Origin of the sequence: Gordonia pseudamarae, assembly GCF_025273675.1 — a bacterium.
Classification (GTDB): Bacteria; Actinomycetota; Actinomycetes; order Mycobacteriales; family Mycobacteriaceae; genus Gordonia; species Gordonia pseudamarae.
On record NZ_CP045809.1, the window covers coordinates 3,165,368 to 3,189,449 of the forward strand.

The window sequence follows — 24,082 nt, forward strand, 5'->3', positions numbered from 1 at the left end:
GCCTCACTCATTCAGTCCAGCTCCTCGTCAGACGCCCGCTCAGCCGCCAGCGCAGCCCTCTCGACAGCCTCGATCCTCGCCGCCCTCGCGAGCTGCGTCAGCGCCGCCTCGTCCCGCCCTTGCCCCCATACGAGGCTCACCGCACTCCCCGGCCCGCTCAGCTCGACGGCACCGCCAGCTCGCGCCCGCGCGAGCCGATGGAGCGCGATGAGATCGCCGCCGTCGTCGGCAAAGGCCCTCACGATGTCGAGAGCAGAAGGGCGGGAGGCTGCGGTGTCATCGGTCATGCCTCCATGCTCTACCGCCCACCGAATCGCGCACCACCCGCCGCGCCAACTGCCGCCTGAACAGGCGTCACGTCCTCTGTGTCACCGCCCCGATGTGACACAGAGTTGACACAACCCTGCGCCGATTCTCACGAAACCCCCTGGTGGGTACCGCCACTCCCCGCTGAGAAAACGCTCTCAGCCTGCGAAAACACGATTACCACTGGTTTTACACACCAGCGGTCAGGGGTTCAAATCCCTTTGCGCGCACCGACTTCGCAGGTCAGGGCCGGTTTTCCACTACGGGGGGACCGGCCCTGACTCGTTGATCCGACGCCTACCCGATACTGTGAAAACGGACGATCGGGAGAGCTGTCACCCTCGGCGTACCGATGCCCCGGCACCTGTCGGAGGTCCGGGGCCGCCCCGCACGATGCCTGCGGCCATCACCATTCACAGTGAAAGCTCAGCCTGGTCTTGCCCCCTTCCACGGATGCGGGCGCACCATCGGCTTCATGGGTATCACGGTCCTGGCCGTCGGCGGCACCGGCGAGTCGTTTGCGGGAGATTCGCGCACCGAGGTCATCGGTCTGCTGTCGGCGGTCACCGACTGCCTCGACGACCGGTTCACCGCGCAATGGGTGCCGTATGCCGCCAGCTACGGTCCGGTTCCGCAGCGCGACGGCCTCAGCTATGCCGAGAGCGTCGACGGCGGCGTCGCCAACCTGGCCGCCGCGTTCGGCGAGTGCGCCGGGGATGTCGCGCTGCTCGGCTATTCGCAGGGCGCGGTCGTGGTGCGGCGATTCGCCGCCGCCCTGACCGCCGGGCAGTGCGAGCCGATCATCGGCATGGGCCTGGTCGCCGACCCGCACCAGCCGCCCGGTGGTGTTCCCGGCTGCCACGGCTGGGGTGTGGCGGGCCCCGGCGAGCCGCTGCCCGCCTCGGTCCCGGTGTTCTGGATCGGTGCCCGCAACGACATGATCTGCAACGCGAGCCCGGATTCCTTGCTGCGCGATATCGCCGATCTCACCGGCACCATGTCCTTGCATCACCCTCTGAGATGGTGGTCGCAGATACGGGAACGATTGTCTCACAACGACCTTCAGAACGCCGATGCCACCTCGGTATCACCGGAACAGTGGCGCCGCGATCCTGGGCGGATCGCCACCGCCTGGCGCGAGGTTCGTGGCTATCTGCCACGCACACTCGGCTGGCATCGGGTTCGACTGGCCAACACCGAAGGCGGACAACATACCTCGTACGCGGCCACGCCGTACGGGCAAACCCCGCTCACCGACGCCGAGGTGACCGGCTGCCAGACGTTGGCGATGTGGCTTCAGGTGCAGGCCACATTCACCGGGAGCGACGACACCGGCCGTCCCCATCCGGTGGCGCCCCCGCCCGCCCGCTCGCACGCGTCGGCGGCGTGATCTCGCCGACGCCCACGTGATCTCCGAAACCGGCCGTGATCGGGCGTCCCGTGCGGTTCAATGACTCGACGAACCCCCAACGAAGGAGTCGAAGGTTGTCCCGTTCATTGAGAGTGGCCGTGCTCGGCGGAGGGTCGTGGGGAACCTCGGTCGCCGCGCTGGCCGCCCGCAACACCCCCACCCTCGTCTGGGCCCGAGACAGCGCCACAGCCGACGACATCAACACCCGGCAACGCAACAGCCGGTACCTCGGTGACATACCACTGCCCGACTCGCTGCGTGCCACCACCGACCTGGCCGAACTCGCCGACTTCGCCGATGTGCTGGCCGTCGGTATCCCCTCGCATGCGATGCGCGAAACCCTCGGACCGCTCGCCCCCGAACTGCGACCGTGGGTGCCGGCGATCTCCCTGGCCAAGGGACTGGAACCGGGAACGCGGCGCCGGCCGACCGAGGTGATCGCCGAATGCCTGCCCGGTCATCCGGTGGGATTGCTGGCCGGCCCCAATATCGCGGGCGAGATCGCCGAGGGCAAGGCGGCGGCCGCCGTCATCGCCACCGAGGACGAGCGGGTGGCCACCGCGCTGCAACCGCTGTTCACCTCGAAGGTCTTTCGTGTGTACCGCAACGACGACGTCCTGGGCTGCGAACTCGGCGGCATCCTCAAGAACATCGTCGCCATCGCCAGCGGCATGGCCGAAGGTCTCGACGTCGGCGACAACACGCGGGCCATGGTCCTGTCCCGCGGCTTGGCCGAGATGACCCGTCTGGGTGAGGCGATGGGCGCCAATCCCCGATCGTTCGCCGGGCTCACCGGCATGGGCGACCTCATCGCCACCTGCACCAGCCCCCGCTCCCGCAACCGCCGCCTCGGCGAACTGCTCGCCCAGGGACGCACCACCGAGGAGGCCGTCACCGAACTCGGCCAGGTCGCCGAGGGCGCCAAAACCGCGCCGACGGTGCTGGAACTGGCCACCGAGTTCAACGTCGCGATGCCGATCGCCGAGACCGTCGCCGCCGTCGTACAGGGCCAGATGACCCCCGCCCAGGCCTACCGCGGCCTGCTCCGGGTCACCCCCGGAACCGAAACCGACGTCGGCTGAGCCGCCGCGTCGGCTGTGCCCGTCCGGGGCACCGGCAATCACCACGAGCGGCGGACATCGACAGCTTGCCCGGAATGCACCCGCCGGTCAGCCGGACGTGAGGTGAGTCGGCGAGTCTTCTAGCATACCGTCGGAGTCGACGTCACATCCATTGCCGACGACTCGGCGACCCTGACCCATGGGATGTCGATCGCCCCGCGACGATGGTGGTGGAGACCCGTCCGTCTCGCCGGGCGGGACCAAGCGCGTGGTCCGGCGATCAGACGGCGGCCAGGACCTTGGTCCAGACCGCCTCATCGCGGGACTCCCCCGGGCCGATGACGTCGGCGAAGGCGATGGTGCCGTCACGCTCGACGAGGAAGGTGCCGCGGTTGGCGTATCCGCTGGTCTCGTTGAACACCCCGTAGGCCCGGGCCACCTCCCCGTGCGGCCAGAAGTCCGACAGGATCGGGAACAGGAAACCCTGCGCCGACGCCCACACCTTGTGGGTGGGCGGGGGTCCGACGGAGATGGCGACGGTGGTCACCTCGTCGTTGCTGAACGAGTCGAGGTTGTCCCGGATATGGCCGAGCTCGCCCTGACAGGTGCCGGTGAACGCGAGCGGGAAGAACACCAGCAGGACGCGGCGGTCCGCGCGTAACGCGGACAGCGACACCTTCCGCATGTTCTGGTCGCGCAGTTCGAATTCCGGTGCCTGCCCACCCACCGCGAGCGGACCGCTCATGCTCGTTTGCCGGTCCGCGATTTAGGCTGCACCAGCCGCGAACCCGACCAGGTGCCGAAATTGACCACGCTCGTCTGCGTGAGGCCGGCCGTCGAGGCGGCCTCGGAGATGTCGGCCGGGTCGACGTAGCCGTCCTGGCCTGTCTTCGGCGTGAACACCCACACGAACCCGTCGTCCGCGAGCGGGGCGATGGCATTGATCAGGCCGTCGACCAGGTCTCCGTCGTCATCGCGCCACCACAGGACCACGACGTCGGCGACGTCGTCGGAATCCTCGTCGAGCATCTCGGCGTCGATCGCGTCCTCGATGGCGATACGGAGTTTGTCGTCGGTGTCCTCGTCCCAGCCGCGTTCCTGGACGACCAGGCCGAGAGTGAAACCCAGCTTGCGTCCGACCTGTGCCGGGCTCTCCCCTTCGGTATTACCGGACTCTGTGGCGGCAACCACCGCGCGCGACCTCCCAAGTTCTCGATGTTCGGTATCCACCGGGACATTCTCCCGGCGATATCTGACAATAGGAACAGCCTAGAGGTCGCCGGGGCAAGACGCACGGGCGACCTGCGGACGAATTTGGGCCTTTCGTCGTGACCAACCTCGCGTACCGCACGGTAACAACGACGTTCCGAACGAAATGGGGCACGATATTGGATGGAACCGGCGTGGCCCACATCACGACGCCGGTTCCATTGATCGACCACAACACGATCAACCCACAGCACGATCGGTCGGCACCGGTTCCACCGGGCCGGGTGATCCGAGTCGCCGGCGACCACCAGATGCGCCGGCCGAGAAACGAGGAGCTGTCAGCAACGTGACCGACCAGTTGAATCAGTCGATGCCCACCACCGAAGCCGCGAAGAACCGCGTGCGGGTCATCCGCGAAGGTGTCGCGTCGTATCTGCCGGACATCGACCCGGAAGAGACCGGCGAATGGCTCGATTCGTTCGACCAGCTCCTCACCGCCGCGGGCCCGGGCCGTGCCCGCTATCTGCTGCTGCGCATGCTCGAGCGTGCGAACGAGAAGAACGTCTCGATCCCCGCCCTGACCTCCACCGACTACGTCAACACCATCCCCACCGAAAACGAGCCGTGGTTCCCCGGCGACGAGGATCTCGAACGCAAATTCCGGCAGTTCATCCGCTGGAACGCGGCCATCATGGTGCACCGGGCCCAGCGTCCCGGGGTCGGCGTCGGCGGTCATATCTCTACGTACGCCTCGTCGGCGTCGCTGTACGAGGTCGGTTTCAACCACTTCTTCCGCGGCAAGGACCACCCCGGCGGCGGTGACCAGATCTTCGTCCAGGGACACGCCTCCCCCGGCATCTACGCCCGCGCCTTCCTGGAGGGCCGCCTCGACGCGCACCGCCTGGACGGTTTCCGGCAGGAACGCAGCCACGCCGGGCTCGGCGGCGGCCTGCCCTCGTATCCGCACCCGCACCTGATGCCGGAGTTCTGGGAGTTCCCCACGGTGTCGATGGGTCTGGGCCCGATGAACGCCATCTACCAGGCCAGGTTCAACCACTACCTGCACGACCGCGGTATCAAGGACACCTCCGACCAGCACGTGTGGGCGTTCCTCGGTGACGGCGAGATGGACGAGCCGGAGTCGCGCGCGTACGCCAGCATGGCCGCGCTGGAGGGTCTGGACAATCTGACCTTCGTCGTCAACTGCAACCTGCAACGCCTCGACGGCCCGGTACGCGGCAACGGCAAGATCATCCAGGAACTCGAAGCGTACTTCCGCGGGGCCGGCTGGAACGTGATCAAGGTGGTCTGGGGCCGCGAATGGGACGCCCTGCTGCACGCCGACCGTGACGGCGCACTGGTCAACCTGATGAACACCACCCCCGACGGCGACTACCAAACCTACAAGGCCAACGACGGCGCATTCGTGCGGGAGCACTTCTTCGGACGTGACCCGCGCACCAAGAACCTGGTCAAGGACCTCACCGACCAGCAGATCTGGAACCTCAAACGCGGTGGCCACGACTATCGCAAGGTGTACGCCGCCTACGCCAAGGCGATGGCCCACAAGGGGCAGCCGACGGTGATCCTGGCCAAGACCATCAAGGGCTACACGCTCGGCAAACACTTCGAGGGCCGCAACGCGACCCACCAGATGAAGAAGCTGACGCTCAACGATCTCAAGGACTTCCGCGACAGCACCCGGATCCCGATCACCGATGCCCAGCTCGAGGAGAATCCGTACCTGCCGCCGTACTACCACCCGGGGCCGGATGCTCCCGAGATCCAGTACATGCTCGATCGGCGCAAGTCGCTCGGCGGTTTCCTGCCGAGTCGGCGCACCACCGCCAAGCCGCTGCACCCCGATGTGTCGCGGGCGCTCAAGACCGCGGCCAAGGGCTCGGGCAAACAGCAGGTGGCCACCACCATGGCACTGGTCCGCATCTTCAAGGACCTGTTGCGCGACAAGGAGATCGGCCACCGCATCGTACCGATCGTCCCCGACGAGGCACGCACCTTCGGTATGGACAGCTGGTTCCCGACACTCAAGATCTACAACCGCAACGGGCAGCTCTACACCTCGGTCGACGCCGATCTGATGCTCGCCTACAAGGAGAGCGCTCAGGGCCAGATCCTGCACGAGGGCATCAACGAGGACGGTTCGACGGCCTCATTCGTCGCCGTCGGCACCTCCTACGCCACCCATGACGAGCCGATGATCCCGCTGTACATCTTCTATTCGATGTTCGGCTTCCAGCGCACCGGCGACAACTTCTGGGCGGCGGCCGATCAGATGGCGCGCGGTTTCGTCATCGGCGCCACCGCCGGGCGTACCACGCTCACCGGTGAGGGTCTGCAGCACGCCGACGGCCACTCGCATCTGCTGGCCGCGACCAACCCGTCGGTGGTCGCCTACGACCCGGCCTTCGCCTATGAGCTCGGCCACATCATCGCCGACGGACTCAAGCGCATGTTCGGCGACAACCCGGAGAACATCTACTACTACATCACCGTCTACAACGAGCCGATCCTGCAACCGTCGCAGCCCGACGACGTGGACGTCGAAAGCCTGCTCAAGGGCATCTACCGGTATATGTCGGCCCCGGTCGGCAAGAAGCATCCGGCCAACATCCTGGTGTCCGGGGTGACGATGCCCGAAGCGCTGCGCGCCGCGCAGATCCTGGCCGACGAGTGGGATGTGGGCGCCGCCGTGTATTCGGTGACGTCGTGGAACGAACTGGCCCGTGACGGCCGGGCCCTGGACCGCGACTCGGTACGCGAACCCGGGTCCGAGGTGGCGCAGCCGTTCCTGACCACGGCGCTCTCGTCCGCCGAGGGCCCGTTCGTCGGAGTCAGCGACTACGAACGCGGGGTGACCGATCAGATCCGGGCGTACGTGCCCGGCACCTATCTCACCTTGGGCACCGACGGGTTCGGATTCTCCGACACCCGGCCCGCCGCCCGCCGGTTCTTCAACGTCGACGCCGAGTCGATCGTGGTGGCGGTGCTCGTCGCTCTCGCCCGGGACGGACACCTCGACGTCTCGGTGGCCGCCGCAGCGGCCGACAAGTACCGGATCACCGACGTCACGGCCGCTCCGGCACAGACCAGCGACCCCGGCAGCGCGTAACCCGTCCGGCATCGTCCGGTGGGCCCGGAACCGTCTTCGGGCCCACCGGCCGATGCCCGACGCACAGCCTTGCGCACGACCTACATTGGGAACATGCCCGAGAAGTCCGGCCCTCGATCGGCGGCGCCGCGTATCCGCAGCAACCGCTTCGTCACCACCACCGACGCGCACGACACCCTGCACGAGGCGTTCGCGGACGGACTGCTGCGCCGTCTCAAGCAGTACAGCGGCCGGCTGGCGACCGAGGCGATCGGTTCGATGCAGGAGCAGTTGCCGTATTTCGCCGAACTCGACGCCGCCCAGCGGGCCAGTGTTCAGTTGGTGGTCCAGACCGCTGTTGTGAACTTCGTGGAGTGGTTGCAGGACTCCGAGGGTGATGTGAAGTTCACCGTGGAAGCATTCCAGGAGGTGCCACAGGATCTGGCCAGACGCATCTCGCTGTTGCAGACGGTCGAGATGGTCCGGGTGGCGATGGAGTTCTTCGAGACCTGGCTGCCCGCCCTGGCCCGCAACGACGCCCAGCTGCGGGCGCTGACGGAGGCCATTCTGCGGTACGGCCGCGAGATCGGATTCGCCGCGGCGGCCATCTACGCGTCGGCGGCGGAGTCCCGCGGCGCGTGGGATTCGCGATTGGAGGCGCTGGTGGTCGACGCCGTGGTCCGCGGTGACAGCGGCCCGGAGCTGCTCTCGCGCGCCGCGGCGCTGAGTTGGGCCTCGGACGCCCCCGCGACGGTGATCGTGGGTGCCCCACCACCGGAGCAGAACGTCTCGGTGCCGTTGTCCATTCATTCGACGGCCAAGTCGTTCAACCGGTCGGCGCTGTCGGTGGTGCAGGGTTCGCTGCTGGTGACAATCATCAGTGGGCCGTTGTATCCGACCGAGCGGTTCGCGGTGGCGTTGCTCCGTCATTTCGCCGACGGCGCGGTGGTGATCGGACCGACCGCCCCCAATCTCGGCAGCGCCCACGCGAGTGCCCTGGAGGCGATGGCGGCGATCAGTGCGGTGCCGGGCTGGCCCAACGCACCGCGGCCGGTGCACAGTTCCGAGTTGCTGCCCGAGCGTGCCCTCAACGGCGACCCGATGGCCATCGAGACCATGACCGCCATGTTGATCGAGCCGCTGGTCAGGGGTGGTGAGACGCTGGTGCCGACCCTCGACGCGTATCTCGACTCGGGTGGGTCGATCGAGGCCTGCGCGCGGGGTCTATACATCCACCCGAATACTGTCCGATATCGCCTAAAGAAAATTGCAGACATCACAGGACGTGACCCGACCAACGCCCGCGACGCCTACGTCCTGCGGGTCGCGAGCACAGTAGGACGTTTGACACGCTTAGGAAACAAATCCACCACAATAACCACATAAGTAACACATGTCACAGTCCTGTCATGCCTTTGCCGCAGCACTATAGATGAAGGCACGACTGAGTAACACATCACAGGCCTATGACGAGAAGAGTCCGCAACAAGGCGTTTTGTAGAGTTCCTACAAAACGATGCGGTAAGGTTCATGCTCAACAGCACCCACAAATCCCGTCACGAAGGTGTTCTCTGGTCACGTGCTTTCGATCCTCGCGCCCGGACAGGGCTCACAAACGCCCGGAATGCTCGCCCCATGGCTCGAGCTGCCGGGAGTCCGCGATCAGCTCGCCACCTGGTCCAAACTCGCGGGCCTGGACCTCGAACGGCTCGGCACCACCGCCACCGCCGACGAGATCACCGACACTGCCGTCACGCAGCCCCTGATCGTCGCCGCATCGCTGCTGGCCTACGACGAACTCTCCAAACGCGGCACCCTGCCCGCCGACACCGTCGTCGCCGGCCACTCCGTGGGTGAGCTCACCGCGGCCGCCATCGCGGGCGTGATCAGCGCCGACGAGGCCGTCACCCTGGCCGCAGTGCGCGGCGACGCCATGGCGCAGGCCTGCGCTACCGAACCCACCACGATGGCCGCGGTGCTGGGCGGCGCCGAGGAGGCCGTCCTGGCCCGCCTCGACGAGCTCAGCCTCATTCCGGCCAACCGCAACGCCGCCGGCCAGATCGTCGCCGCCGGTGCCGTCGAGGCGATCGACGAACTCGTCGCCAACCCGCCGGAAAGGGCCCGCGTCCGCCCGATCGCCGTCGCCGGCGCGTTCCACACCGAGTACATGGCCTCGGCCCGCGAGGCCGTCGCCGAGGCCGCCGCGGCGATCACCCCGTCCGACCCGGCCACCACCCTGCTGTCCAACTCCGACGGCCTACCTGTAACGAACGGCGCCGACGCGCTGAACAAACTCGTGGGGCAGGTCACCCGCCCGGTGCGGTGGGACCTGTGCTCGGCCCGACTACGTGAACTCGGCACCACCGCCATCGTCGAGTTGCCGCCCGCCGGGACATTGGTCGGTATCGCCCGACGAGAACTGAAAGGGATTCCCGGTCGCGCACTCAAGACGCCCGAGGATCTCGATACCCTCACCGAACTTGGATAGTTGATCGCGGCCTCCGCCGGCCGTGATCACCCGGAGACCGGTCCCCGGTCATCCAAGCGCCCGTCCCCGCCGATGACGCGTGGGCGCGGGTTGCTCCGGACCAAACAACCAGCAACACCCACCAGAAGGGAGCCACATAGTGGCCGCCACCCAGGAAGAACTCATTGCCGGCATCGCCGAGATCGTCGAGGAGGTGACCGGCATCGAGCCGTCCGAGGTGACGATCGAGAAGTCGTTCGTCGACGACCTCGACATCGATTCGCTGTCCATGGTCGAGATCGCCGTCCAGACCGAGGACAAGTACGGCGTGAAGATCCCCGACGAGGACCTCGCCGGACTGCGCACCGTCGGCGACGCCGTCGCCTACATCCAGAAGCTCGAGTCCGAGAACCCCGAAGCCGCAGCCGCCATCGCAGCGACCCTCGACGCGGACAAAAAGGACGCCTGACAAGTGAGCGGTTCCCTGCGCGAGTACTCCACTCTGGGTGGGAACTTTCCGAGCGTGGTGGTCACCTCGATGGTGGCCACCACCAGCCTCGGGGAAGATCTCGACTCCACCTGGAAGAACCTGCTGGCGGGTGAGAGCGGCATCCGCGAACTCACCGACCCGTTCATCGAGGAATACAACCTGCCGGTCCGCATCGGTGGCCGCCTCGTGCAAGATCCGGCCGACGAGGTCAGCAGGGTCGAGGCACGCCGGATGGCCTACGTCGAGCGCGTCGCGCACGTCATGAGCAAACGCCTGTGGGAACAGGCCGGCACCCCCGACGTCGACCCCGAACGCCTCGCGGTCATCATCGGCACGGGCCAAGGCGGCAGCGACTCGATGGTCGAGAACACCGTCCTGATGCGGGAGACCAAGAACTACCGCAAGGTATCGCCGCTGGCGGTACAGATGGGTATGCCCAACGGGCCGGCTGCGGTGGCAGCGCTCAATATCGGAGCCCGCGCAGGGGCCATCACGCCCGTGTCCGCATGTTCGTCGGGCGCCGAGGCCATCGCACACGCGTGGCGGCACATCGTCATGGGCGACGCCGACATGGTCATGTGCGGCGGCGTCGAGGGTCGCATCGAGGCCCTGCCGATCGCCGCGTTCTCGATGATGCGGGCGCTGAGCACCCGCAACGACGACCCGGCAGCGGCATCGCGGCCGTTCGACAAGGATCGCGACGGGTTCGTGTTCGGCGAGGCGGCCTCGCTGCTGATCATCGAACGCGAGGACCACGCCAAGGCCCGCGGCGCACACATCCATGCCCGCGTCCTCGGCGCCGGAATCACCTCCGACGGTTTCCATCTCGTCGCCCCCGACCCCAGCGGTCAGGGCAACGCCCGCGCGATGGTCAGGGCCCTGCAGACAGCGGGCCTGACCAAATCGGACATCACCCACGTCAACGCGCACGCCACCGCCACGCCCATCGGCGACACCGCCGAAGCCGTCGGCATCCACTCGGCAATCGGAAACCACGCCGCGATCTACGCACCCAAATCGGCCCTCGGCCACTCGATCGGCGCAGTCGGGGCGCTCGAATCGGCGCTGACGGTCAAATCCATCGAGGAAGGCGTCATTCCGCCCACCCTCAACCTGGACAACCAGGACCCCGAGATCGACCTCGACGTGGTGCACGGCGAGCCCCGGTCTCTCCAGATCGAGTACGCCCTCAACAACTCGTTCGGTTTCGGCGGCCACAACGTGGCGATCGCCTTCGGCCGCTACTGAGGGCCGCACCCACACCCGACATCCCCCAGGAGACACCGATGACCACATTGGCTCCCATCCACGGCCGTGAAGACTCAGCGGATCCTCGCGATCCGCTGCTGCGCCTCACCAACTTCTTCGACGAAGGCACCATGTCGCTGCTTCACCCGCGCGACAGATCGGGAGTGCAGGCGGCCGTCGGCCTGGTCAACGGTGTGCGCACCGTCTCCTACTGCACCGACGGCACCGTGATGGGCGGTGCCATGGGGATCGTCGGGTGCAAGCACATCGTCAACGCCATCGACACCGCCATCGCCGAGCAGGCCCCGGTCATCGGGATCTGGCACTCCGGTGGTGCTCGGCTGGCCGAGGGCGTCGAGGCGCTACACGCGGTCGGCGGCGTCTTCGAGGCGATGGTGCGCGCATCGGGTTACATCCCGCAGATCTCCGTCGTCGTCGGCTTCGCCGCCGGTGGCGCCGCCTACGGGCCCGCGCTCACCGACGTGGTCATCATGGCCCCCGCCGGCCGGGTCTTCGTCACCGGACCCGACGTCGTCAAGAGCGTGACCGGCGAGGATGTCGACATGGAATCGCTCGGCGGTCCACTAACCCACGGCAAGAAGTCCGGTGTCTGCCATATCGTCGCCGACTCCGAACCCGACGCCTACCGGCGCGCACGCCGTCTCGTGTCCACCTTCAGCCGGCAGGGCAATTTCAACTCCGCCCACGCCGCCGCCGGCGACAGCGATCTGCGCGCACTGCTCCCCGAATCACCACGCCGCGCCTACGACGTGCACCCCATCATCGAGCAACTTCTCGACACTCAGCTCGACTCCGACCGCGACACCACGATCTCCTCGTTCGAGGAGATCCAGGCCAAATGGGCGCCCAACATCGTCGTCGGATTCGGCAGGCTCGCCGGCCGCAGCGTCGGCGTCATCGCCAACAACCCACTGCGCATGGGCGGCTGCCTCAACTCCGAAAGCGCCGAGAAGGCATCGCGTTTCGTCCGGCTGTGCGACGCCTTCGGCATCCCCCTGATCGTCCTCACCGACGTACCCGGCTATCTGCCCGGCGTGGGTCAGGAATGGGACGGTGTCGTGCGCCGCGGAGCCAAACTGCTGCACGCGTTCGCCGAGTGCACCGTTCCCCGCGTCACCCTCGTCACCCGCAAGATCTACGGCGGCGCCTATATCGCCATGAACTCCCGTGCGCTCGGCGCCACCGCCGTATTCGCCTGGCCCGGCTCCGAAGTCGCCGTCATGGGTGCCAAGGCCGCCGTCGGCATCCTGCACAAGAAGGCCCTCGCCGCCGCCCCCGACGACGAACGCGAAGTCCTCCACGACCGCCTCGCCGCCGAACACGAGGCCATCGCGGGCGGTGTCGGCCGCGCCCAGTCCATCGGCGTCGTCGACGAGATCATCGACCCCGCCAGGACCCGCAGCATCATCGCCGAAGCGCTGGCCGCCGCCCCCGCCCGCCGCGGCCGCCACAAGAACATACCCTTGTAATTGTGTTGTGGGCTCTCCGGCTGCGCCTACCACCGCTCTTCCTCGTCGTTCGTGCGGGCTCGCAAGCTCCCCCGGCGCTCTCCTCGGTCCAGAGCGGCGACGCTCCGCCTCCGACCCACAACACGCGGCCAAGATGCGGCGCAAGTGATGCAGGGCCTCTCACCAGCTGGTGAGAGGCCCTACATTATTGGTCACGATCTCGGTCGCGGTGTTGGGTTCAGAGCGTCGCCGCTCTGGATTGAGGAGTGCGAGGGAGCTTGCTACCGAGTGCGACGAGGGAAGAGTGGTGATAAGCGCAGCGGAGAGGCCCACCACCTATCCAACTCTCTGGGTGAGCCAGGTGACTTCGGCACCCGCTCCCCCGATGCGGTAGGGCTCCAGGGCGACGTCCCATGCGGTGCCGAGGGCGGCTTCGATGGCGCCGGCAAGACCGGAGCCGTCGGGCTGGGAGTCGAGAAGAGTACGCAGCTGCATCTCGCCGAGGACCACGTCGCCATTGGCGCTCATGGAACCACGCCACAGGCCGAGGCCGGGTACGTAGCTGTACCGTTCACCGTCCACGCCTTCGCTGGCGTCTTCGGTGACTTCGAAGCGCAGCGCGGACCATTCACGCAACGCGACGGTAAGTCGTGCGGCCGTGCCGACGGGTCCGGTCCAATCGACCGTGGCCCGCTGCAGACCTACTTCCGCTTCCTGCGCCCCCCACTTGAGGTTCGCGCGCGCATTCAGCGTCGACGACAAGGCCCACTCCACATGCGGGCACAGCGCGACGGGCGCGGAGTGGATGTACACCACTCCTGTCGTCAGTTCCGCAAACTGATTCAGATTGCGCACTGGTTTCACCTCCGGGTTTCGACGAGGAACGTCTTCCCCAACACACCTCGTCGATACCCCGGAACTACTACTGTTGCCTATTGTGCCTCAAGTGGCGTGTGTTGCGCTAGTTTTCAGTGAGACTCCTGACAACACTATCGTTGAAGTCTCCCCACAGCGGCTTGGCCCACGATCCGAAGTCACGATCTGTGAGTACCACGCATCCGGCACCCAGCGCAGGATCGACCCACAAGAAAGTGCCAGATTGTCCAAAATGCCCAAAAGTATCCGGCGAGTTGTGCCGACCGGTCCAGTGTGGCGCCTTGTGTGATCGAATCTCGCACCCCAATCCCCAGTCGTTGGGCCGATGCTTGCCGTAGCCGGGCACAAACCCGTCCAAACCAGCAAACCACACCCGGCGCGCCTGTCCGGCGAGTTTCCCGGACAGCACCGAAGGACTCAGCAGATCGCGGGTGAACCGCGCCAGATCGTCGACGTTCGACCGCGCCCCGTGCCCGGCCGGCCCGGCGAGTTGCGTCGAGGCCATCCCGAGCGGCTCGCAGACCGCCTGCCGCAGGTATTCGGCGAATTCGATACCGGTGGCCTCCTGCACGGTGTCGGCGAGGACCTCGAAGCCGGCACTCGAATAGATACGCCTGGTTCCGACCGGCGCCTCGATATCCCGCGTGGCAAAGGCCAGCCCGGATGCGTGCGCCAGCAGATGGGCGACCGTGGACCCGGGCGGTCCCGCCTGGGAGTCGAGTTCGATCGCCCCCTCCTCCACCGCGACGAGTACGGCCTGCGCGACGAGTAGCTTGGTGACCGAGGCGAGCGAGAAAACGGCCGACGTGTTGCCGTACTCCTCGACAACGCCGTCGGCCGTGATGATCGCCGCCGATACCGAGCCGACGGGCCAGGTGCTCAGCGATTCCAGACTTGGCACATCAGTGAGCGTACCGGATATACGATCACCAATCTTCTTCAGTGTACCGGATCACACCTCTGATGTTCTTCCCGTCGAGCATGTCCTGGTAACCCTGGTTAATCTGGTCAAGTCGGTACTGCCGGGTGATCATGTCCTCGATGTTCAGTTTGCCCACCTTGTACATCGACAGCAGCTGTGGGATGTCGAGCTTGGGGTTGGCCCCACCGAAGATGGTGCCCTGCAGGTTCTTCTGCAGGAGCGTCAACATGGCCAGATTCAGCGTCACCTCACTGTCCATCATGTTGCCCATCCCGGTCAGCACACAGGTACCCGCCTTGGCGGTGATGCCCATCCAGGTGTCCACATCCTTGCCGTGCACCTCGCCGACGGTGACGATCACCTTGTGACACATGTGCCCCCAGGTGAGTTCGGCGATTTTCGCCGATGCCTCGGCAACCGACTCGAACGCGTGCGTGGCACCGAATTTGAGCGCCTGCTCACGCTTCCACGGCACCGGGTCGATCGCGAACACGTACCGGGCACCGGCGATGACGGCACCCTGCAGTGCGGCGGTACCCACACCCCCGACGCCGACGATCGCGACATCCTCACCGGGCCGGACGTCGCCGCTACGCGTCGACGATCCGTAGCCGGTGGGTATGCCGCAACCCACGAGCGCGGCCACCTCGAACGGGATGTCCTTGTCGATCTTCACCGCCGACGCCTCGTGCACCACCATGTACGGCGAGAAGGTACCCAGCAGTGTCATCGGGTACACATTCTCACCCTTCGCGGTGTGAATGCGGAACGTATTGTCCGACACGGCCTCCCCCTGGAGGAGGAGCGCCCCCATGTCGCACAGGTTGGCCAACCCGCGCTTGCACGAGGAACATTTGCCGCACGACGGGATGAACGAGAGCACGACGTGGTCACCGACCTCGAAGTCGGTGACCCCCTCGCCGAGTTCGACGACCACGCCGGCGCCCTCGTGGCCTCCGAGGATCGGAAAGCCGCCCATCGGAATGCCGCCGGTCATCAGATGATGGTCGGAGTGGCACATGCCCGCGGCTTCCATGCGGATCTTGATCTCGTGCGGACGCGGATCGCCCAGGTCGAGTTCTTCGATCTCCCAGGGCTCGTTGTGTGCCCGGATCAGCGCACCTTTGGTCTTCACTACTTACCTCCACATCGATAACGCGGCACCCGCGCCGCGCCCCGCCGACGTCGGCGGGTGACATAGGAAGACCCTAGCCACTATTCGACGGAAATGGAACGTGTTCTAGTTGTCGATGCACCGGCCGGGAACTTCCCTACACCGCGTGGTCCGCCAACCCCGCGTCCTTGCTTCCGTACGACGTGCGCAGCGCCGGTTTGACGATCTTGCCGCTGGCGTTGCGCGGCAGCTCCGCGACCAGCACGAGATCCTTCGGATGCTTGTAGCGGGCCAGGTTGGCATTCAGATGCTCCTCCAGGTCCGCGAGAGTCAGATCGCCACCGTCGTTGGCGACCACCACCGCCACCGGGACCTCGCCCCACTTGGGATCGGCCCGCCCGATCACGGCCGCCTCGAGGATCCGCGGGTGTGAGTACAGCACGTTCTCAACCTCGGCGCAGTAGATGTTCTCACCGCCGGAGATGATCATGTCCTTGGCACGGTCGACCACGTAGATGAATCCCTCCGAGTCCCGCCGCACCAGGTCACCGGAGTGGAACCAACCGTCATGGAACGCATCGGCGGTGCCCTCGGGGTTCTGCCAATAGCCGAGCATCAGATTCGGTCCGCGATACACGATCTCACCGACCTCACCGTCGGCGACGTCGTTCATCGCCGAGTCGACGATGCGCGCGGTCACCGATGGAATCACTTTGCCCACCGAACCGAGCCTGGCCAGCGCGTCCTTGCCCTCGAGCACACAGGTGATCGGCGACATCTCGGTCTGGCCGAACACCGCGACGTTGAGCGCCTGCGGGAAGGTCGCATCCATCGCCTTGAGCACGGTATCCGACGCCGGGGCGGCACCCCAGCTGATGATGCGCAACGCCAGATCACGCGGCCTGGCCTGCTGTGCCGCGCACACGGCCTGCCATTGCACCGGCACCAGGAAGATCGAGGTGGTGCGTTCGGCTTCGAGGGCGTCGAGCAGTTCGTCCGGGTCGAAGGCACCGAGCGGGTGGATCACCGACAGCGCACCCATGTAGAACAACGCCGACATCGCACCGATCGCGGCGATGTGGAACATCGGCACCACCATCGAGCCGATATCGTCGGAGCTGGTTTGCAGTACCCGCAGGCAGGTCACCGCCTGCGCCTGCATGTTCTGATGGGTCAGCATGGCACCCTTGGGTTTTCCGGTGGTTCCCGAGGTGTACATGATGAGCGCGACCGACTCCTCGGGCACGTCGATCTCCGGCAGATCGTCGGCCCCCTCCGCCAGCAGTTCCTCGTAGTCGAGGTGATCGGGCGACTCCGATCCACCGACGACGATGATCTGCTCCAGACCCGCGGCGGCCTGGACCGCTCCGGCCAGCGGCGCGAGCAGCGTCTCGGTGACCACCGTCTTGGCCCCGCTGTCGGCGACCAGGAACGCGATCTCGGCGGGTGCCATCCGGATGTTCACCGGCACCGCGATCGCACCCAGAATGTTGGCACCGAAGATCGCCTCGACGTACTCGGAGCGATTGAGCATGAGCAGAAGCACCCGGTCACCGAAGCCGACACCGCGCCGGTGCAGGGCGGCGGCGAACGCATGCGAGCGGGCGTCGAGCTCGGACCAGGTTGTCACCTTGCCCGCGTACTTGAGGGCGGGCCCGTCGGGCGTGGTCAGTGCATGTCGGCGGACCTGATTGTTCCAGTTGTTGCGCCGCGAGCGCAGTGGCTCGGCCGCACGGCCGTCGATCATACGGCGCTGGGCATCACCCGACAGGTCTGTGGAAGTCATCGCATCTCCTCGTGTGTCTGATTCGTTCGGTTCACGGTACGTGGTCCATGAGATGTGGAACACTCTTTCCGGGTAGAACATATACGATATATGTTCTACAGTCAGCCTCACGATCATCCGCGGCCACTGAGGCCGCACCGTCTGTCCCGGAAGGACCCCCATGGTTGCGTTCACCGCCGAACAACGCGCGTTCGCCGACTCCGTCGCCGACTTCTGCCAACGCGAGACCGGCACCCGAGCCCAGCGCGATGTGCTGACAAATCACGGCGCCGAGCTGCACTCACAGGACCTGTACAAGAAGATGGCCGAACTCGGCTGGACCGGGATCGTCGTGCCCGAGGAGTACGGCGGAGCGGGTGCGGGCAACGTCGAGCTGTGCATTCTGCTGGAGGAATGTCTGCGCGGCGGCGCCCCGATCGGCGGTATCGGTCCCACCCTGATCACCGCGGCCGGCTATCAGAAGTTCGCCGCCGAGGACCTCAAGCGCGAGGTGCTCGCCGGCGTCGTGGCCGGCGACTCGCTGTCGGTGTCGATGTCGGAGCCCGAAGCCGGTTCCGATGTGGCCGCGCTGACCTGCCGCGCCGATAAAGTGGACGGTGGCTGGCTGATCAACGGGCAGAAGACGTGGTGTTCCAATGCGCACTTCGCCCGGTCCATCCTGCTCATCGCCCGCACCGACAAGAGCGGTCGGAAGCATGAGGGACTGACCCAGTTCCACGTCCCCGCGGGCACCGCCGGCCTGGAGATCCGTGGCATCGACACCCTCGGTGGCCGGGAGGTCAACGACCTGTATTTCACCGACTGCTTCCTGCCGGATTCGGCCGTCGTCGGACAGGTCGGCAACGGCTGGAACCAGCTGATGGCCGGCCTCAACACCGAACGGCTCATCCTGGCCGCGATGCAGCTCGGTCTGGCCGAACGCTCGTTCGCGCAGACGCTGCAGTTCATCACTGAACGCAAACAGTTCGGACGGCCCATCGGCACCTTCCAAGCACTGCGCCACCGGATGGCCGATCTGGCCACCGAGATCGAGTGCACCAGACTGCTCGTGTACTCGGTGGCCCGCAAGGCCGACGACAACCCGGACAAGCTGCTCCCGCGTGAGGCATCGATGGCCAAGCTCAAGGCGACCGAGACGTCCAAGAAGATGACCATCGACGCGATGCAGATGATGGGCGGCTACGGCTACGCCACGGAGTTCGACGCCGAGGCGATGATGCGTGCCTCGATCATCTCTACTGTCTACGGTGGTACCAACGAGATTCAGCGCGACATCATCGGCAAGACCTTCGGCCTGTAGACCGGGTGACCGCCGGGTCGCGAACGCATGGGAAGTAGGCACATGAAGGTGGCACCGCGTCGAGGCGCGCCGGGTCAGGGGACGGCACAACCCACGGCATCGGCTCAGATCTCCGGCAGCCGGACATCGGCGGGCAAGATCCGCAAACGCCCACAGCTGTCCGAGGAGGTCGCCGCCCACCTGCGTCACGCGATCATGACCGCCGAGATCCGGCCCGGCGAGTTCGTCAGGATGGACGACATGGCCTCGCGGCTCGGGGTGAGCGTCACCCCGGTCCGCGAGGCCCTGCTCACCCTGCGCGGGGAGGGCATGGTCAACCTCGCCCCTCACCGCGGCTACATCGTGGCCGACCTGAGCCGTGTCGATGTCGAAGATCTGTTCTGGCTGCAGTGCGAGATCGCGGTGCGCCTGGCGCTGCGTACCGCCGCGGCGATCACCCCCGAGCAAATCGGTGAGCTCGAATGGTGCAACCAGAAGCTGTCCGCCGCGGTCCGCGCGGGTGATGGACCGGAGGTGGCCGACGCCGAGTTCGAGTTCCACCGCATCCACAACCTGGTCGCCGACAGCGACAAGCTGTCCTGGTTCCTGCTCAGCGCCACCCGCTACACCCCCGCTCAGCTGTATGCGACCGACCCGGAGTGGGGTGAGGTCGCGGTGGATTCACACGCCAAACTCATCGCCGCCTACCGCGCGGGCGACCGCGAGCAGATCATCGAACAGACCCGCCGCCAGTTCACCGATGGCGCTGCCCGTCTCACCAGACATCTGGAGGCCACCGGAATCTGGGACTAGTGGGTATCGCCGTTAGTTCGTCGGGGGTCTGGGAGCCAGGTGGTGGGGTCGTTGAGGTAGAGGCCGCAGGCGGTGTCGAGGGCTTGCTCGGGGGTGCCTGAGGGCCAGCCGGTGGGGAGGACGGCTTGTTCGTAGTCGTTGTGGCTGGCGCGGTAGATCGCGAAGCCCCATTGGTTGGCCGATCCGGCGTAGCGCAGCCGGCATAGCTTCACCTCCTCGCCGTCGGTGAGGGTGGCGTCGATGTAGGCGAACCCCGCACGGTAGCGGGTGTGCAGGGTCTGGATCTGGGGCCAGCGTTCGGCGGCGCGGGCCAGGAGCTTTTGCCGTAGCGAGGTCTGGGTCGAGTCGGGGATCTTCGCCATGATTCTCATCATCGTGGCATCGTCATGTGCTGCCTTGATCTGTTCGGTGTCGGCGTGGCGTCTTGGCCTCCGGCGGCTCGGAGCGTCAGAAATGGATGTGACTCTCACCAGTGCTGACGTCGTGGTCCTCACCGATGAAGAACGACATGTCCTGACACGCCGCGCGAACGCCGCGAAATGCCCCCATCGCGATCTGCTGCGTGCCCGGATCGTGCTCGCTGCTGCTGACGGTGTCGCGAACGCCCAGATTGCCCGCGACGTGGGGGTCTGCGAGGACACCGCCCGCCGCTGGCGACATCGCTTCTGCGTGCAGCGTCTTGACGGGCTTAAGGACCGGCCCCGATCAGGGCGGCCACCGGTGTTCACCCCGGTCGAGGTTGCCGAGGTCAAAGCACTCGCGTGCACGCGACCGGCCGACCACGATCTGCCGTTAACGAGGTGGTCGACCGCCGAACTCAGCACACACGCGGTTGCGGCCGGGCTGGTGCGGCCAGTCTCGCCGTCCACGATCGGCCGGTGGTTGGCCGCCGATGCGATCAAGCCGTGGCAGCATCGGTCCTGGATCTTTCCCCGCGACCCCGACTTCGCGGTCAAAGCAAGTCCGGTGCTGGACCTGTACCAACGGCAGTACAACGGTGTCGAGCTCGGCGCTGATGAATACGTGATCAGCGCCGATGAGAAGTCCCAGCTGCAAGCCCTCAGGCGGCGTCACCCCGAAACACCCGCGGCACCAGGGCAACCACGCAGAGTCGAGTTCGAGTACCGCCGCGGTGGCACGCTGGCCTACTTCGCTGCCTACGACGTCCACCACGCCCAGGTGCATGGAATGACAGCACCGAAGACCGGGATCGTGCCGTTCACCCACCTCGTGAAACAAGTGATGACCCAGGAACCGTATGCCTCAGCGAAGCGGGTGTTCTGGATCGTCGACAACGGTTCCTCCCACGCCGGGCAGGCATCGATCGACCGGATGCGTGAGGCGTTCCCCAGCGCGGTCCTGGTGCACCTGCCCGTACACGCTTCGTGGCTCAACCAAGTCGAGATCTACTTCTCGATCCTGCAACGCAAAGCCATCACCACCGGCGACTTCACCGACCTCGATGACCTCGCGCAACGAATCCTCGCCTTCGAGGACCGCTACAACCAGAACGCTGAACCCTTCGGCTGGAAATACACCCGCGACCACCTCAACCGCCACCTCAACCGACTCAACAACGACGGCACCCTCCGCCAAGCGGCGTGACCCCCGACGAACTAACGGAGATGACCACTAGCTGTCACGACGACCGGCTGTCACGACGATCAAGCCGGGGCCGCCCGACCGAACAGTTGGACGTAGAAGTACGTACCGTTGCGCCCCTGGGACACACCCACACCGATCCGGTCGAACTCCGGGTTCATGATGTTCACCCGATGCCCGGGCGAGTTCCACCACGCCAGGTGTGCGGTGGCGGCGTCGGGCTGACCGCACGCGATGTTCTCGGCGGCCCAGTTCAGGTCGGTGGACTCCAGCACCGGCGTCAGATCCTGGTGGTACAGATTCAGCTCGTCGGCCAGCCGCTCGGCGTGCGAACTCGCGAACCCGGCCAGCCCCGCATGGGCCCGCACCCACCCCAGCCCGTCCGCCCCCCGAGCCACATTCACCAACGCGATCAGCTCATCCTCCACACGCCAAACCTACCCCGTCACATCTGCCCCGTTCGCGCGCAACGACTTCCTTGAACGCCAATGGGATCCGTTTGGCTCATATAGAAAGCGGCTACGCGGGAACACCGGTGTCGGGCGGAGTAGCGCGGGGGCTGCGACGGTAGGTGGAGACAGCGGGCGAGTCGGGGAACCAGAGACGCCAGGGGCGGTCGGCCGCCTCGCTGATACCGACGCGGGGCCCTGCCGCCCATGAAGGAACACCCCGCAACTCCAGCCTGATCGGCGACGCCGGATCGAAGAGTTCGGTCCCGTTGTCGGACAGCTCGATTCCGAGTGCCCGTCCCAGATTTCCCGGTCCCCGCGCAAGGTCGGCGGCCCGGCGTGCACCCGGCCGCCGGGCGGTGACCACGTCGGCTCCCTCGATGATCTCCGCCGATCTGAGCAGTACCGCGCACGCGGTGTCCTCGGGCCCGCACACGACATTCATACAGCGATGAATGCCATAGCTCAGGTACACGTACAGCACTCCGGGCGGCCCGAACATCACCCTGTTGCGCGGTGTCGGTCCGGGGTACGAATGTGCGGCAGGATCGGGCCACGGACCGTTCGCAGGCGACCCGTACGCCTCCACCTCGACGATCCGCGCGACAACCTCACCGACGGTGAGGATCGCACCGAGCACCCGACTCGCGGCGGTCACCGGATCAGAGTCCCTGAGTGCGTCAACATCCACGCCACACTGTGTCATACGCGACGCGGTTCTCGCCGTGATTCTCATTCGTTTTCAGTGGGTAAACCGTGGGCTTTCGGCGGGTCTTTCAGACCGCGTCGACCACCGGTGAGAAGTGGAGGCGAACACCGCCGCCGAGGAACGCCTGGCGCGCGTCATCGACGACAACCTGATGCTCGCTCAGCGGATCGCCGAGCATGAGGCCCTCGCGCAGGCTGCCGACCTCGACGACAAGGTCCTCGGGTACCGGCGCATCGTGCACCCGGAGCTGGCCAAGGGGGGCTCGTGCGGAATATGTCTGGTCGCGGCGAACCGCCGCTACAACATCGGCGACCTGAAACCGATCCACTCGGGGTGCCATTGCACGGTCGCGGCGATCACCGCCGACTTCGACCCGAAGATGGTCAACGATGAGGATCTGGCCCGCCTGTACGGCGACGCACAGGGCAACTACCGGCGGGCGCTGGTGCGTACCCGCTACCAGGTCGACGAGCACGGCGAGCTCGGCGCGGTCTTGGTGCCCAAGGCCGCGCACAAGACCCGCGAGGAACGCGCCCGGGCCACCTCAGCTCGACGCAAGCTCGCCGCCAAGATGCATCGGGACGGAGCGTCGACTGCCGAGATCGCAGAGACGCTCGGAGTGTCGGACCAGACCGTCCGCAACGACCTAGATGTACTTCCCCGACACGTTGTGAACATCTGAGGTAAGGCGAAGACCTCCGGGCAGGATGTGGGTTACCACACTCACCATCTAGCCACGGAGGTCTTCGTGACTCACGCTAACGCACCGTTGACGCCCGAGGGGCGTCGCCGTCTTGCTTCCCTGATCATCGATGAGGGCTGGTCTTTGCGGCGCGCTGCCGAACGGTTCCAGTGTTCGCCGGCCACGGCCAAGCGGTGGGCCGACCGTTACCGCGCCGGCCAGTGCCTGACCGACCGCAGTTCCCGCCCCGCCCGCTCACCGGCCCGGCTGCCCCGACGCACCGAACGACGAATCATCTGCCTGCGTTACTCCCGCCGGTGGGGACCGCACCGGATCTCCTATCACCTGGGTATCGCGCGTTCGACGGTCGGTCGGGTCCTGGAGCGCTACCGGATGCCGCTGCTGTCGAACATCGACCAGGCCACCGGACTACCGGTGCGCAGACCGAAACCGAAACGGTACGAGGTCGACCGGCCCGGACGACTCGTGCACGTCGACATCAAGAAGCAAGGCCGAATCCCCGACGGTGGTGGCTGGCGTGCTCATGGTCGCGGATCGGCCGCGGACCGTACTGCCGGTGTGGCCCGTGGCCGGGCAGCACGCTCGGGAGCACCGCACTCGCGGGGCTACCGCTACCTGCACCATGCCGTCGACGACCACTCCCGGGTGGCGTATTCGGAGATCCTCGACGACGAACGGAAAGAGACCGCGGCCAGATTCTGGCGGCGCGCCAACACGTTCTTCGCCGAGCGCGGCGTCGAAGTGACCGCGGTAATGACCGACAACGGTTCCTGCTACCGCTCCAACGCGTTCGCCCAGGCACTGGCCGAGACCGGGATCAAGCACAAGAAGACCAAGCCGTATCGGCCGCAGACGAACGGGAAGGTCGAACGTTTCAACCGAACCCTGGCCGCCGAGTGGGCCTACGCCCGCCCCTACACCAGCGAAGCCGAACGCACCACCGCCTACACCGCGTGGCTGCACCACTACAATCACCACCGACCCCACACCGGAATCGGAGGCCAAGTCCCCTCAGACCGCGTTCACAACCTCACGGGGAAGTACACCTAGAGGCCGCGG

24 protein-coding genes are annotated in these 24,082 nt (G+C 66.3%); 14 read left to right on the forward strand and 10 right to left on the reverse strand.

Annotated elements, in window-relative coordinates; genetic code table 11:
* Positions 1 to 11: 11 nt before the first annotated feature.
* The gene (locus GII31_RS13905) at positions 12 to 287 is read right to left on the reverse strand and encodes a hypothetical protein (RefSeq protein WP_213243951.1); all 276 of its coding nucleotides are present in this window, start codon (positions 285 to 287) and stop codon (positions 12 to 14) included.
* Positions 288 to 781: 494 nt separating this feature from the next.
* Between GII31_RS13905 and GII31_RS13910 the strand changes: the two genes are divergently transcribed.
* The gene (locus GII31_RS13910; protein WP_213243953.1) at positions 782 to 1,696 is read left to right on the forward strand and encodes a PE-PPE domain-containing protein; all 915 of its coding nucleotides are present in this window, start codon (positions 782 to 784) and stop codon (positions 1,694 to 1,696) included.
* A gap of 95 nt (positions 1,697 to 1,791) precedes the next feature.
* Entirely contained in the window at positions 1,792 to 2,799 is a 1,008-nt protein-coding gene (locus GII31_RS13915; RefSeq protein WP_213243955.1) for an NAD(P)H-dependent glycerol-3-phosphate dehydrogenase, read from the forward strand.
* 259 nt (positions 2,800 to 3,058) lie between these two features.
* On the opposite strand, the gene GII31_RS13920 is transcribed toward GII31_RS13915, so the two are convergent.
* Both GII31_RS13920 and GII31_RS13925 read right to left on the reverse strand, forming a co-directional pair.
* Entirely contained in the window at positions 3,059 to 3,523 is a 465-nt protein-coding gene (locus GII31_RS13920) for a peroxiredoxin (protein ID WP_213243956.1), read from the reverse strand.
* A complete protein-coding gene (locus GII31_RS13925) occupies positions 3,520 to 3,969 on the reverse strand; it encodes a DUF3052 domain-containing protein (protein WP_213243964.1) in 450 nt (149 codons plus the stop codon). Before GII31_RS13925 ends, GII31_RS13920 begins: the two co-directional genes overlap by 4 nt.
* A gap of 137 nt (positions 3,970 to 4,106) precedes the next feature.
* On the opposite strand from GII31_RS13925, the gene GII31_RS13930 reads away from it, so the two are divergent.
* The 7 genes from GII31_RS13930 (at position 4,107) to GII31_RS13960 (ending at position 12,791) form a co-directional block, all read left to right on the forward strand.
* Positions 4,107 to 4,337, forward strand: a complete 231-nt coding sequence (locus tag GII31_RS13930; RefSeq protein ID WP_213243966.1) for a hypothetical protein — start codon at positions 4,107 to 4,109, stop codon at positions 4,335 to 4,337.
* Positions 4,338 to 4,357: 20 nt separating this feature from the next.
* A complete protein-coding gene (gene aceE, locus GII31_RS13935) occupies positions 4,358 to 7,117 on the forward strand; it encodes a pyruvate dehydrogenase (acetyl-transferring), homodimeric type (protein ID WP_260840510.1) in 2,760 nt (919 codons plus the stop codon).
* A 93-nt stretch (positions 7,118 to 7,210) separates the two neighbouring features.
* Positions 7,211 to 8,482, forward strand: a complete 1,272-nt coding sequence (locus GII31_RS13940) for a PucR family transcriptional regulator (RefSeq protein ID WP_246221876.1) — start codon at positions 7,211 to 7,213, stop codon at positions 8,480 to 8,482.
* A 193-nt stretch (positions 8,483 to 8,675) separates the two neighbouring features.
* Entirely contained in the window at positions 8,676 to 9,584 is a 909-nt protein-coding gene (locus GII31_RS13945; RefSeq protein ID WP_213243972.1) for an ACP S-malonyltransferase, read from the forward strand.
* 139 nt (positions 9,585 to 9,723) lie between these two features.
* The gene (gene acpM, locus GII31_RS13950) at positions 9,724 to 10,032 is read left to right on the forward strand and encodes a meromycolate extension acyl carrier protein AcpM (protein ID WP_213243974.1); all 309 of its coding nucleotides are present in this window, start codon (positions 9,724 to 9,726) and stop codon (positions 10,030 to 10,032) included.
* A 3-nt stretch (positions 10,033 to 10,035) separates the two neighbouring features.
* On the forward strand, positions 10,036 to 11,301 hold the full coding sequence (locus tag GII31_RS13955) for a KasA/KasB family beta-ketoacyl-ACP synthase (RefSeq protein WP_213243976.1): 1,266 nt from the start codon (positions 10,036 to 10,038) through the stop codon (positions 11,299 to 11,301).
* A 38-nt stretch (positions 11,302 to 11,339) separates the two neighbouring features.
* Positions 11,340 to 12,791, forward strand: a complete 1,452-nt coding sequence (locus GII31_RS13960) for an acyl-CoA carboxylase subunit beta (RefSeq protein WP_260839991.1) — start codon at positions 11,340 to 11,342, stop codon at positions 12,789 to 12,791.
* Between the two features lie 315 nt (positions 12,792 to 13,106).
* On the opposite strand, the gene GII31_RS13965 is transcribed toward GII31_RS13960, so the two are convergent.
* The 4 genes from GII31_RS13965 to fadD5 form a co-directional block, all read right to left on the reverse strand.
* Positions 13,107 to 13,625, reverse strand: coding sequence for a DUF3145 domain-containing protein (locus GII31_RS13965; RefSeq protein ID WP_213243986.1), 519 nt, complete (start codon positions 13,623 to 13,625; stop codon positions 13,107 to 13,109).
* A gap of 106 nt (positions 13,626 to 13,731) precedes the next feature.
* Positions 13,732 to 14,547, reverse strand: a complete 816-nt coding sequence (locus tag GII31_RS13970; RefSeq protein ID WP_213243988.1) for a serine hydrolase domain-containing protein — start codon at positions 14,545 to 14,547, stop codon at positions 13,732 to 13,734.
* A gap of 25 nt (positions 14,548 to 14,572) precedes the next feature.
* Positions 14,573 to 15,703 (reverse strand): NDMA-dependent alcohol dehydrogenase, encoded by a 1,131-nt coding sequence (locus tag GII31_RS13975; RefSeq protein ID WP_213243990.1) that lies wholly within the window; start codon positions 15,701 to 15,703, stop codon positions 14,573 to 14,575.
* A gap of 136 nt (positions 15,704 to 15,839) precedes the next feature.
* Entirely contained in the window at positions 15,840 to 17,468 is a 1,629-nt protein-coding gene (gene fadD5 / locus GII31_RS13980; protein WP_213243992.1) for a fatty-acid--CoA ligase FadD5, read from the reverse strand.
* A gap of 160 nt (positions 17,469 to 17,628) precedes the next feature.
* On the opposite strand from fadD5, the gene GII31_RS13985 reads away from it, so the two are divergent.
* Both GII31_RS13985 and GII31_RS13990 read left to right on the forward strand, forming a co-directional pair.
* Positions 17,629 to 18,768, forward strand: a complete 1,140-nt coding sequence (locus tag GII31_RS13985) for an acyl-CoA dehydrogenase family protein (RefSeq protein ID WP_213243994.1) — start codon at positions 17,629 to 17,631, stop codon at positions 18,766 to 18,768.
* A gap of 42 nt (positions 18,769 to 18,810) precedes the next feature.
* Positions 18,811 to 19,560, forward strand: coding sequence for a GntR family transcriptional regulator (locus GII31_RS13990; protein WP_260839992.1), 750 nt, complete (start codon positions 18,811 to 18,813; stop codon positions 19,558 to 19,560).
* On the opposite strand, the gene GII31_RS13995 is transcribed toward GII31_RS13990, so the two are convergent.
* Positions 19,557 to 19,922, reverse strand: a complete 366-nt coding sequence (locus GII31_RS13995) for a hypothetical protein (protein ID WP_213243997.1) — start codon at positions 19,920 to 19,922, stop codon at positions 19,557 to 19,559. The genes GII31_RS13990 and GII31_RS13995 overlap by 4 nt on opposite strands.
* Positions 19,923 to 20,013: 91 nt before the next feature.
* Between GII31_RS13995 and GII31_RS14000 the strand changes: the two genes are divergently transcribed.
* Positions 20,014 to 21,165 (forward strand): IS630 family transposase, encoded by a 1,152-nt coding sequence (locus GII31_RS14000; RefSeq protein WP_246221877.1) that lies wholly within the window; start codon positions 20,014 to 20,016, stop codon positions 21,163 to 21,165.
* Positions 21,166 to 21,224: 59 nt separating this feature from the next.
* On the opposite strand, the gene GII31_RS14005 is transcribed toward GII31_RS14000, so the two are convergent.
* Both GII31_RS14005 and GII31_RS14010 read right to left on the reverse strand, forming a co-directional pair.
* Positions 21,225 to 21,590: a CAP domain-containing protein gene (locus GII31_RS14005; RefSeq protein ID WP_260839993.1), complete on the reverse strand. Its 366-nt coding sequence runs from the start codon at positions 21,588 to 21,590 to the stop codon at positions 21,225 to 21,227.
* Positions 21,591 to 21,681: 91 nt separating this feature from the next.
* Positions 21,682 to 22,317 carry a DNA-3-methyladenine glycosylase gene (locus GII31_RS14010; protein WP_213244000.1) on the reverse strand — a complete coding sequence of 212 codons (636 nt, stop codon included), beginning with the start codon at positions 22,315 to 22,317 and terminating at the stop codon, positions 21,682 to 21,684.
* Positions 22,318 to 22,414: 97 nt separating this feature from the next.
* Here GII31_RS14010 and GII31_RS14015 point away from each other — a divergent pair, with 97 nt between their 5' ends.
* Together GII31_RS14015 and GII31_RS14020 are read left to right on the forward strand one after the other, a co-directional pair.
* Positions 22,415 to 23,002 carry a helix-turn-helix domain-containing protein gene (locus GII31_RS14015; RefSeq protein WP_213244002.1) on the forward strand — a complete coding sequence of 196 codons (588 nt, stop codon included), beginning with the start codon at positions 22,415 to 22,417 and terminating at the stop codon, positions 23,000 to 23,002.
* Positions 23,003 to 23,068: 66 nt separating this feature from the next.
* Entirely contained in the window at positions 23,069 to 24,073 is a 1,005-nt protein-coding gene (locus GII31_RS14020) for an IS481 family transposase (RefSeq protein WP_260839994.1), read from the forward strand.
* The last annotated feature ends 9 nt before the right edge of the window (positions 24,074 to 24,082 follow it).